Source organism: Paraburkholderia sediminicola (assembly GCF_046027825.1).
GTDB lineage: Bacteria > Pseudomonadota > Gammaproteobacteria > Burkholderiales > Burkholderiaceae > Paraburkholderia > Paraburkholderia sediminicola_D.
In genome coordinates, this window is the sequence record NZ_JAQQDU010000010.1 from 131,932 (window position 1) to 143,067 (window position 11,136).

At 58.9% G+C, this 11,136-nt stretch carries 9 protein-coding genes; 5 read left to right on the forward strand and 4 right to left on the reverse strand.

Annotation, left to right across the window (positions count from 1 at the left end):
- Positions 1–99: 99 nt before the first annotated feature.
- The 4 genes from yidC to rpmH all read right to left on the reverse strand — a co-directional run bounded on the left by yidC (position 100) and on the right by rpmH (position 2,787).
- Entirely contained in the window at positions 100–1,761 is a 1,662-nt protein-coding gene (yidC, locus tag PQQ96_RS08085; protein WP_408290637.1) for a membrane protein insertase YidC, read from the reverse strand.
- 30 nt (positions 1,762–1,791) lie between these two features.
- Entirely contained in the window at positions 1,792–2,022 is a 231-nt protein-coding gene (yidD, locus tag PQQ96_RS08090) for a membrane protein insertion efficiency factor YidD (RefSeq protein WP_007180115.1), read from the reverse strand.
- A 118-nt stretch (positions 2,023–2,140) separates the two neighbouring features.
- Positions 2,141–2,638 carry a ribonuclease P protein component gene (gene rnpA / locus PQQ96_RS08095; RefSeq protein ID WP_408290639.1) on the reverse strand — a complete coding sequence of 166 codons (498 nt, stop codon included), beginning with the start codon at positions 2,636–2,638 and terminating at the stop codon, positions 2,141–2,143.
- Positions 2,639–2,652: 14 nt separating this feature from the next.
- Positions 2,653–2,787 carry a 50S ribosomal protein L34 gene (rpmH, locus tag PQQ96_RS08100; RefSeq protein WP_004198824.1) on the reverse strand — a complete coding sequence of 45 codons (135 nt, stop codon included), beginning with the start codon at positions 2,785–2,787 and terminating at the stop codon, positions 2,653–2,655.
- 402 nt (positions 2,788–3,189) lie between these two features.
- On the opposite strand from rpmH, the gene dnaA reads away from it, so the two are divergent.
- The 5 genes from dnaA (at position 3,190) to PQQ96_RS08125 (ending at position 10,667) form a co-directional block, all read left to right on the forward strand.
- Complete coding sequence (dnaA, locus tag PQQ96_RS08105) at positions 3,190–4,827, forward strand: chromosomal replication initiator protein DnaA (protein WP_408290641.1); 1,638 nt, start codon at positions 3,190–3,192, stop codon at positions 4,825–4,827.
- Between the two features lie 219 nt (positions 4,828–5,046).
- Positions 5,047–6,150, forward strand: a complete 1,104-nt coding sequence (gene dnaN / locus PQQ96_RS08110) for a DNA polymerase III subunit beta (protein ID WP_120347106.1) — start codon at positions 5,047–5,049, stop codon at positions 6,148–6,150.
- A 114-nt stretch (positions 6,151–6,264) separates the two neighbouring features.
- Positions 6,265–8,739 carry a DNA topoisomerase (ATP-hydrolyzing) subunit B gene (gene gyrB, locus PQQ96_RS08115; protein ID WP_408290643.1) on the forward strand — a complete coding sequence of 825 codons (2,475 nt, stop codon included), beginning with the start codon at positions 6,265–6,267 and terminating at the stop codon, positions 8,737–8,739.
- A gap of 1,039 nt (positions 8,740–9,778) precedes the next feature.
- A complete protein-coding gene (locus PQQ96_RS08120; protein WP_408212170.1) occupies positions 9,779–9,922 on the forward strand; it encodes a hypothetical protein in 144 nt (47 codons plus the stop codon).
- Positions 9,894–10,667, forward strand: coding sequence for a reverse transcriptase domain-containing protein (locus PQQ96_RS08125; RefSeq protein WP_494478201.1), 774 nt, complete (start codon positions 9,894–9,896; stop codon positions 10,665–10,667). Before PQQ96_RS08120 ends, PQQ96_RS08125 begins: the two co-directional genes overlap by 29 nt.
- Positions 10,668–11,136: the final 469 nt, after the last annotated feature.

Genomic DNA, 11,136 nt, shown 5'->3' on the forward strand with positions numbered 1-11,136 from the left:
AAAAAGTCGCCCGGCGCAAACCGGGCGGCTTTTTTTACGACCTGCTTCTACCTGTCAGCCAGCGGGCGCTACCACCGCCCGCCTTAGGCAACACATCAATCAGGCCGCTTTCGTCTTCGGCTTACCCATCATCCGCGTGATGTAGTACTGCTGGGCGATCGACAGCACGTTGTTCACGACGTAGTACAGCACCAGACCGGCCGGGAAGAAGAAGAACATGACCGAGAACGCGATCGGCATGAACATCATCATCTTGGCTTGAACCGGGTCCGGCGGCGTCGGGTTCAGACGCGTTTGCAGGAACATCGAGACGGCCATCAGCACCGGCAGGATGTAGAACGGGTCTGGCTGCGACAGATCGTGAATCCACATAACCCACGGCGCGCCGCGCATTTCCACCGACGACAGCAGCACCCAGTACAGCGAGATGAACACCGGAATCTGAATCACGACCGGCAGACAGCCGCCGAACGGATTGACCTTCTCGGTCTTGTACAGCTCCATCAGCGCGGCGTTCATCTTCTGCGGATCGCCCTTGAAGCGCTCGCGCAGGGCTTGCATACGCGGCGTGATCGCCTTCATGCGCGCCATCGACTTGTAGCTTGCTGCCGACAGTGGGAAGAACACGGCCTTGATCAGCAGCGTGACCAGCACGATTGACCAGCCCCAGTTGCCGACATAGCTGTGGATCTTCTCGAGCACCCAGAACAGCGGCTTCGCGATGATCGTGACCCAGCCATAGTCCTTCACCAGTTCCAGACCCGGCGCGATGCCTTCGAGCATGCGCTCTTCTTCCGGACCGGCGAACAGGCGCGCGGACACATCAGCCGATTGGCCCGGCGCGATCGTCGCCACCGGTTGCTTCACGCCGACGCGATACAGCGCCGGATCGATCTTCTCGACGTAGATGTCGCGCTTCGCACCTTGCTGCGGAATCCACGCCGACGCGAAGTAATGCTGCACCATCGCGATCCAGCCGTTGTCTGCCGACGTCACGAAGTCTTCCTTGTTCTTGTCGATGTCGCCGAACGTCATCTTCTGGAAGTGGTGCTGCTCGGTGTAGACAGCCGGTCCGATGAACGTGTGCGAGAAGCGCGGCGTTTCCACCGGCGTATCGTCGCGCACCAGTTCCATATAGACCGACGGCGTGACCGGCACGGTACCGACGTTCTCGATCTTCGTGTCGACACCGATCACATAGCTGCCGCGCGTGAACGTGTAGGTCTTGATGACCTTCACGCCACCCTTGACCGGCGACTCGAAGCTGAGCTGGAACGACTTGGCGTCGCCCGTCAGATCGTGCGGCTGGTTCGGCAGCGGCGTGTAGATGTCGGTATGGTTCGGGAAATCGCCACCGAGCAGACCGGTACGCGCCAGATACGTATGGTTCGCGGTGCGGTCGAACAGCGTGATAACCAGATCGGGCGTCTTGCCGTCGCCTTGCTTGACGAGCGACAGCTTCGACAGCGTGCCGCCGCGGGTGTCGATCTCGCCGTTATAGACGTCGGTGCTGAAGCTGATCAGTTGGCCTTGGGCCGCAGCAGCCGGCGCATTGCCCGGTGCTGCTCCGTTGGTGGCCGGCAGATCGGCGGACTGGGTTCCCGGCGTCGAGCTTCCCGGTTCGGCGCTACCGACGGTCTTGGTCGGGTTGGCGCTCGGGAAGAACATCGACGGGCGTCCGTGGTCGCGTTGCCAGTTGTCGAACAGCATGACCGCTGACATGAAAAAGATGACCCATAGGACGGTGCGTTTGATATCCATGCGTTGTCTCAGTGTCGATGGAACGGCGCGTCAGCGCTTTTCAGAAGTGGGAGGCGGGACGAGATCGATGCCGCCCGCGGAAAACGGGTGGCAGCGGCAAATACGCCTGGCGGCGAGATAAGTCCCGCGCGCGGCGCCATGATACTGGATTGCTTCGCGCGCGTAATCAGAACAGGAAGGGTAAAAACGGCACCGGTTGCCGAGCATAGGGCTCACGGCAACCTTGTAAAAACGCAGTAAAGCGATGAGTACCGTTTGCATGGCTGGTGCGGCCTAGCGACGCCGCGCAACGTGGAGTACCGGGTGAGGCCCGCGCAGCCGAGCTGCCGAGGCCGGCCCGGCGAACCGGGCCGCGACGAAGCGGGCGCTCACTTGAGCGTCATTCCGTCTTGGGCGCTTCCGCGGGCGGCGCCTCGCGACGGACAATTTCGCGCGCTGCCTTGTCGAGCAGCGCCTCTATCTCGCTGCGGCACAGCGCCCTCAACGGCGACGACGAAGCGCTCGGCAAAGCTTTCTTGTCGAAGCGCGTGTGCAAACGCAGCAGCACATCCCAACCGCCGAATTCCGCGCGACGCAGCCGGAAGGCTTCACGCGCGAGTCGACGTACCAGATTACGCGTGGCCGCGCGCGGCGCATACTTCTTGCCGATCACGAGACCTAAGCGAGCGTCATTGCCGGTGGGCCGGCCGTACACCACGAAGTGCGCGGTGCGGCGCCACGGGCGCAAACGAAAAACGGATGAAAATTCATCCGTTTTCAGTAGCCTTGCGGCTTTGGGGAAGGCGGCTTGCGCTCGCAACGGAACCGAGCCCAGTTGCGGCGCCCCTGCCGCTCCCGCTTCACCGCGGGTGTCGCTTGTCACTGACAGAGCGCGCAATCCGCTCGCCTGCCTTAGATGGCGAGGCGCTTGCGGCCCTTCGCGCGACGTGCGTTGATGACCTTGCGGCCACCTGCGGTCTTCATGCGAACGCGGAAGCCGTGGGTGCGCTTGCGACGGGTAACGGAAGGTTGGTAAGTACGTTTCATGTTGCTCTCACTTGATCGACTGATCGAAAATTAACCGCACGATCATCGCTGAAGCGGCAATGGCCGGAGGTTTACAGAATTGGTTTTCGCGGAACCCGCTATTTAAACCGGTTTTCTTTTGGCCGTCAATAGTTTAGCCAGGTTTGGCCTGACCCCAGGAAGACTTCGCCAGATGATCCGTCCCTGTGGATAACTCCCTTTCGCCGACGTTTTGGCGTTAGAATCTCGCCTTACTTCCCAAAAATTCTGCACGCCGCTCCGGCTCGCTTGCCCCGCAAACCCTTGTGGCACAAGCGCCTGGAGCCATCGCGCCTGGTTCGGCCTGGCTGCTCAGGGCCTTGTTGCGTATGCGCGACAGGGGCAGCGGCGAACCGCCGTGCACACCATAACGACAGCAACTCGATGAACGATTTTTGGCAACACTGTTCCGCATTGCTGGAGCGTGAGCTTACGCCCCAGCAGTACGTGACGTGGATCAAACCGTTGGCCCCGGTCGCCTTCGACGCCGCTGCGAACACGCTTAGCATCGCTGCGCCGAACCGCTTCAAGCTCGACTGGGTCAAGAGCCAGTTCTCCGGCCGCATCTCCGATATGGCCCGCGATTTCTGGCAGACGCCGGTCGATGTGCAATTTGTGTTGGACCCCAAAGCCGGCATGCGCGCGCCGGCGGCGACCTCGTCGCCGGCTCCGTCGCGCCCGTCTTCCGCGGCTGGCTCGATGGGCGGCCATTCGGCTGGTTCAAACGGCGGTGGGGCCGCCGTGGACGCAGCCGTCGGTGCCGTACAAGCGTCGCAAGCCGCGCGCGCCAATGGCGCGAACAGCGCAATGGCGACCCTCAACGCGAATGCACGCGCTGCGGCTGACCACAATGCGAACGCACGCGCGGCGGCCGCCGACGATGCCGCCGACCTCGATCTCCCCAGCCTCGACGCGAATGAAGCCGCGGCCGCACGCCGCACATGGCGTCCGGGTCAAAGCGCGAGCTCGAACGGCAACGGTGAGAACGACTCGATGTACGAGCGTTCGAAGCTCAACCCCGTGCTGACCTTCGACAACTTCGTGACCGGTAAGGCCAACCAGTTGGCGCGCGCCGCGGCGATTCAGGTCGCGGACAACCCCGGCATCTCGTACAACCCGCTGTTTCTGTATGGCGGCGTGGGCTTGGGCAAGACCCACCTGATTCACGCAATCGGCAACCAGCTTCTGATGGACAAGGCTGGCGCACGGATTCGCTACATCCACGCGGAACAGTACGTGTCCGACGTGGTGAAGGCCTACCAGCGCAAGGCGTTCGACGACTTCAAGCGTTACTACCACTCGCTCGACCTGCTGCTGATCGACGATATTCAGTTCTTCTCCGGCAAGTCGCGGACACAAGAGGAATTCTTCTACGCGTTCGAGGCGCTGGTCGCGAACAAGGCGCAGGTGATCATCACCAGCGACACGTATCCGAAGGAAATCTCCGGCATCGACGACCGCCTGATCTCGCGCTTCGACTCCGGCCTGACGGTGGCGATCGAGCCGCCCGAGCTGGAAATGCGCGTCGCGATTCTGATGCGCAAGGCGCAATCCGAGTTCGTGAGCCTGAATGAAGACGTCGCGTTCTTCGTCGCCAAGCACTTGCGCTCGAACGTCCGTGAACTGGAAGGCGCGCTGCGCAAGATCCTCGCCTATTCGAAGTTCCACGGCCGCGAAATCACGATTGAAGTGACAAAAGAAGCGCTGAAAGACCTGCTGACGGTGCAGAACCGGCAGATTTCGGTGGAAAACATCCAGAAGACCACGGCTGACTTCTACAGCATCAAGGTCGCGGATATGTATTCGAAGAAGCGACCGGCGAACATTGCGCGGCCGCGGCAGATCGCGATGTATCTGGCGAAGGAGCTGACGCAGAAAAGCCTGCCGGAAATCGGCGAGCTGTTCGGCGGCCGCGACCACACCACCGTGCTGCACGCGGTGCGCAAGATTGCCGCCGAGCGTGGCACGGACGCGCAGTTGAACCACGAACTGCACGTGCTGGAGCAAACGCTTAAGGGTTAAGCAGCCCGGACGTAAAAATCGACCTGTTTATTTCGGAACTCGCCCCCATTTTAGGGGAGCGGTTCTGTTTTCAGGCACAATACAGGTTTAACCGCCCGGCGGCCGCGGGCGGAATTCACGCCGTGACAGGCGCTGCGTGGCGCCGGCGGGGAGCCGCGGGTGCGCGCTGTAAGGCTGGCAAGTCAGGCGCGCAGGCCGTTATATCAACGAAGGAACTCTATGCAACTGGTCAAGACCGAACGCGATAACCTCCTCAGGCCGCTGCAAACCGTGAGCGGCATCGTCGAACGCCGCCATACGTTGCCGATCCTCGCCAATTTGCTGATTACCAAGAACGGCCCTGACGTGTCGTTCCTGTCGACCGACCTCGAGTTGCAGATCACCACGCGTGCCGATTTTGGCGTGGGCGGCGATTCGGTCGCAACCACGGTGGCAGCAAGAAAGCTCCTCGACATTCTGCGCGCGATGCCCGACGGGCAAGTTACGCTGACCCTGAACGACAAGCGTTTGACCGTGCAATCCGGCAAGAGCCGCTTTGCGCTGCAAACCCTGGCGGCCGACGAGTTCCCGACCGTCGCTCAAGCTAAAGACTACGGCGCGAACCTGGTGGTTCCCCAGAAGACGTTCCGTCAGTTGCTCGGCATGGTCCATTTCTCGATGGCCCAGCAGGACATCCGCTACTACCTGAACGGCATGCTGCTGGTGGTGGACGGCGACCAACTGATGGCAGTCGCAACGGACGGCCACCGCCTGGCGTTCTCGTCGATGAAGATCGAAGGCTCGTTTGCGCGTCAGGAAGTGATCATTCCGCGCAAGACGATTCTTGAACTGCAGCGTCTCCTGGAAGACATCGACGACACGCTGAAGATCGACATCGCGCCGACGCAGGTGAAGTTCACCTTCGGCCAGGTCGAACTGGTGTCGAAGCTGGTGGAAGGCAAATTCCCCGACTTCCAGCGCGTGATTCCGAAGTCGCACAAGAATCAGTTCTTGATCGGCCGTGAAGAACTGCAGCGTTCGCTGCAACGTGCCGCGATTCTGACGTCGGACAAATTCAAGGGCGTGCGCTGCATTATCGAGCCGGGCCAGTTGAAGATCATGTCGACCAACGCCGATCAGGAAGAGGCGCAGGAAGAACTGGAAATCGCGTACGACGGCGACAGCGTCGATATCGGGTTCAACGTCACGTATCTGCTCGACGTGCTCGCGAACCTGAAGGTCGACATGTTGCAAGTGAGCCTTGGCGACGCCAGCTCCAGCGCGTTGATCACGATTCCCGAGAACGACGAATTCAAATACGTCGTGATGCCGATGCGCATCTAACGCGTCCAAAAACCAAGAACACACCAAGGGGCGCAGCGCCCCTTTGGCGTTTTTATGGTGTTTTGAAAAGTCCCGAGCAGCAACCTTGCAGTAACGCAGAACCGGAAAAAATCCATGACTGAAACGAACAATTCGCAACCCGACAATAGCGGCTATGGCGCCTCGTCCATTCAGATCCTTGAAGGTCTGGAGGCTGTGCGCAAGCGTCCCGGGATGTATATCGGCGATACATCGGACGGCACCGGCCTGCATCACCTCGTGTTCGAAGTGCTCGACAACTCGATCGACGAAGCGTTGGCCGGGTACTGTAACGACATCCAGGTCACCATCCACGCGGACAACTCGATTTCGATCACCGACAACGGCCGCGGTGTGCCGACCGGTCTCAAGATGGACGACAAGCACGATCCGAAGCGCAGTGCCGCTGAAATCGTGATGACCGAGCTGCACGCCGGCGGCAAGTTCGACCAGAACAGCTACAAGGTGTCCGGCGGCCTGCACGGCGTGGGTGTGTCGTGCGTGAACGCGCTCTCGTCGTGGCTGCGCCTTGTGGTGCGCCGTGACGGCAAGAAGCACTTCATGGAATTCCACCGTGGCGTGCCGCAGAACCGCGTGATCGAAGAGATCGACGGCGTGGCTGTGTCGCCGATTCCGGTGATTGGCGACACCGAAAACCGCGGCACCGAAGTGCACTTCATGGCCGACGAGACGATCTTCGGCAATGTCGAATATCACTACGACATTCTGGCCAAGCGGATTCGCGAACTGTCGTTCCTGAATAACGGCGTGCGGATTCGCCTGCACGACCTGCGCAGCGGCAAGGAAGAAGATTTCGCGTTTGTGGGTGGTGTGAAGGGTTTTGTTGAGTACATCAACAAGAACAAGGCCGTCCTGCACCCGAACATTTTCCACGTCAGCGGCGAGAAGGACGGCATTGCCGTCGAAGTCGCGATGCAGTGGAACGACAGCTACAACGAAAACGTGCTGTGCTTCACGAACAACATTCCGCAGCGCGACGGCGGCTCGCACTTGACCGGGTTGCGTGCGGCGATGACGCGCGTGTTGAACAAGTACATCACCGATCACGAAGTCGCGAAGAAAGCGAAGGTTGAGACGGCCGGCGACGACATGCGCGAAGGGCTCTCGTGCGTGCTGTCGGTGAAGGTGCCGGAGCCGAAGTTCAGCGCGCAGACCAAGGACAAGCTGGTGTCGTCGGAAGTGCGCGCGCCGGTGGAGGATGTGGTCGCGAAGGCGCTCGAAGAATTCCTGCTGGAAACGCCGAACGACGCGAAGATCATTTGCGGCAAGATTGTTGATGCTGCGCGGGCGCGGGATGCGGCTCGGAAGGCGCGTGAAATGACGCGTCGTAAGGGCGTGCTGGATGGCGTTGGTTTGCCTGGGAAGCTGGCGGATTGCCAGGAGAAAGACCCGGCGAAGTCGGAAATTTATATCGTCGAGGGCGACTCGGCAGGCGGCTCGGCGAAGCAGGGGCGTGACCGGAAGTTTCAGGCGATCTTGCCGCTGCGCGGCAAGGTGCTGAACGTGGAGAAGGCGCGCTATGACAAGCTGCTTTCTTCGGAGCAGATTGTGACGCTGATTACGGCGCTGGGTTGCGGGATCGGCAAGGAAGACTACAACCTCGACAAGCTGCGTTATCACCGCATCATCATCATGACCGATGCTGACGTGGACGGCGCGCACATCCGCACGTTGCTGCTGACGTTCTTCTATCGTCAGATGCCGGACATGATCGAGCGTGGGTATATCTATATCGCGCAGCCGCCGCTGTTCAAGATCAAGGCGGGTAAGGATGAGCGGTATTTGAAGGATGAGGCTGAGGTTAATGCTCACATCCTGAAGCTGGCGTTGCAGGGGTCGGAGCTGCTGGCTTCTGAAGGTTCTACGCCGATTACTGGGGATGCGTTGGGTGAGTTGGCTCGGGCTTATTTGCTGGCTCAAGCTGTGGTGAATCGTCTGAGCCGGTTGTATGACGCTGGGGCGCTTGAGGCTGTGATGGATGGGGTTGTTATTGATCTGTCTAGTGAGGAAGCGGCTGAGGCTTCGGCTGTGGCGCTTGAGGCTAAGCTGCGGGATGATGCGTTGAAGCCTGAGGTTAAGGTCACGACGATGTATGACCCGGTGCGTGAGCTGCGCTCGCTGCGCGTCGCGCGGACTCATCACGGTAATCAGAAGATTTCGGTGCTGGATCAGGATTTTCAGCTGACTGCTGACTACCAACAGCTGATCAATACCGCTAATACGTTTAAGGGGTTGATTGGGACTGGTGCTGTCATTAAACGTGGTGAACGCAGTATGGCTGTTACCGACTTCAAGAGCGCTATGAAGTGGTTGCTGGCTGATGCTGAACGCAATATTTCCAAGCAGCGATACAAAGGCCTAGGCGAGATGAATCCTGGGCAGCTTTGGGAGACGACGATGGATCCGACCGTGCGTCGCTTGCTTCGTGTGCAGATTGAGGATGCTATCGCGGCTGATGGTATCTTCACGACGCTCATGGGGGATGATGTGGAGCCGCGGCGGGCTTTCATTGAGTCGAATGCGTTGCGGGCGGGGAATATTGACGTTTGATAAGGTTTGTAGCAGGAGCCATAACCTGAGATTTTGGGAAGCATCCATTGAGACATTTATCGATGGATGCGCTCCGATAGCTCACATGACGGCACCCAACTGGCGTCACAGCCGGAGGAACGACGGCCACAGCGTTTGAGACGGCCGTCGTTTTCTCGGTTTGGGCAACAATCAGGGAGTGGCTTTTCGGCCCGACTTCTGCTGCCTTCGCTGGTCAGCGGTTCTTGTCTGTGCTTCAGCCCAATGTACTGAAAGCGATTCAGCCTACGACAGCATCGCCCAGCTCACGCACAGCGGCTTCGTTGGTCGCCAGAGCATCGCAGTCAGGGTGACCCGGTTTGCTGCTCTAGCGAATGCGCTTCTTGTAGATAGACGCACGGCGCTCACCGCCTCCAAAAGACTCCAGGCTGCGATGGCCATTGATGCGCTCTTATCTGACGCCGGCGAAAACGTGAAATCTGGCGAAGTCGGTGACGGTGGAGTGAGCGGGCGGCTGGGGCGGGTGTTGTATGCTGAGGTGCATTAATTTCGGTTACGAAGCCTCGATTTAGTTTTGGTTACGTGGCTCTTCCCGGCCGCTGAGCCTTACTTGGCAAGCGGTAAACAGAATTAATGTCCAAGGGGCGCTGGAGCATTTTCCAGCGCCCCTTTTTTGCGCCCGGCACCGCGATTTCGCCTTCAACGCGCCTGCTCCAGGAAGTCGCCGTCGAGTAGAGGACGCCACAAGACTCGAGCGGCGACTCACCTACAGCACGGCAGGCCTAACTCCCGTGTTGGCATTCTGCCGCCCGCGCCGGAAATTGCGCATTTTTACCGAACTGTGGTTTCCTGTGTCATATTTACTTGCGTCGCTCATTGCAGTTTGGTAGTGTGTATTTTCCCGGCGATAGGCACTCTGGTGGCGCCTATCCTCCATTGCGTCACTATGTGATATCGCGATGTAGCATTGCGGATAATATTTCCTATATGCATATCAGTTTTGATTTGTGGTCATTGCGCACAGCGCTAGACAAGCCGGGATTGAATGGAGAAAGCTGCTATGAAAAAACTTACTTTCGTACAGCGTCTAGTTCTTGCTCTGATTCCCTTTGCGACCGAACTCGTTCGGCTTGCAGAGGAGGTCGTCAAGAACATGACCGCTAATTATAAAAATTATGGAACCTCGCTGGGATTCCAAGTTTGAGCTGAGGCCTGGGAAATGGGTTTTCGTTCCTAACGGCGACACGATGGAGCTTGGACGAAAAATCAAAGACGACCTACGCCAACGGTGGAAAGCGCCTGCGTACTACTACCATCTTCGTGATGGTGGCCACGTCGCAGCGTTGAAGGCACACTTGGGGCAGACCTGTTTTATTCATGTCGACATCGAGAATTTCTTTCAACGCATCAATCGCAGCCGGGTAACTCGTGTCCTGAAAGGGATGTACAGCTACGCGGAAGCTCGAGATATCGCAAATCTGTCGACGGTGAGATTGCCTGAAGATGCGGAAAAGCGGTACATACTGCCGTATGGATTTGTCCAGTCCACTTTGCTCGCAAGCATCTGCCTCCGTAAAAGTGCGCTTGGCAATTACTTGAAGCGGCTCGCTGCGACTGACGGCATTGAGGTGAGTGTCTATGTGGACGACATAATCATTTCTCTGACTGACCAGGCGCTGGCAGAGGATATTTTTGCCGACGTTAAGGGTATAGCCGAAAAGAGTGGCTTCGATTTAAATCAAAAGAAAGAGCAAGGGCCAGCCGACAGAATCAGCGCTTTCAATATCGAGCTGTCGCAGCACTCTTTGAATGTATTGCCCGACCGCTGGCTCGCGTTCCTCGACGCGATGCGAGAAACCGAGAATCCCCATCGACAGCAAGCCATATTGGGGTATGTTGACTCGGTGAACCCGGCTCAAGCCACTCAGCTTCAGGCCCAGGCATTCTGACACGCGCCGGGATGACCCGCTTCGGAGCTGCCCGACCGCTCACGATGTGGCCGCTCCGTGCGCAGGTAGCCGATAGGGCACCCCAGCACGAAAGACTTTATCCGCGCCTCGGTCAAGTTCAGCTAGCCCGCGACGTGGGCAACGCAACACGTTCAAGGTAGACGGGGAGCACGTGGCGGCTGCCATCCCGCAACGGGACCGACGTGGACACTGATGCCTTGAGTAAACGCCTTCTGCTCGTCGGGTGGGCCAAGGTAGAGAATTGCAATGCAGCTCTTCGCTAGTTCTCGATAAATCTCAGTGTCAGTCGCGCAGCTGAACAGCAGGCCGACATGTATTTCCGTGCCGCCACCTCTAGCTATTACTTTCATCTGGAGCGCTTGCTCATCCGGTTCGCCCATTTCTACGTCCCATCCGGCATCTCTGAGCGGTCGAACCAGGTCTTTGATGCATTCATCGCTGAGATATG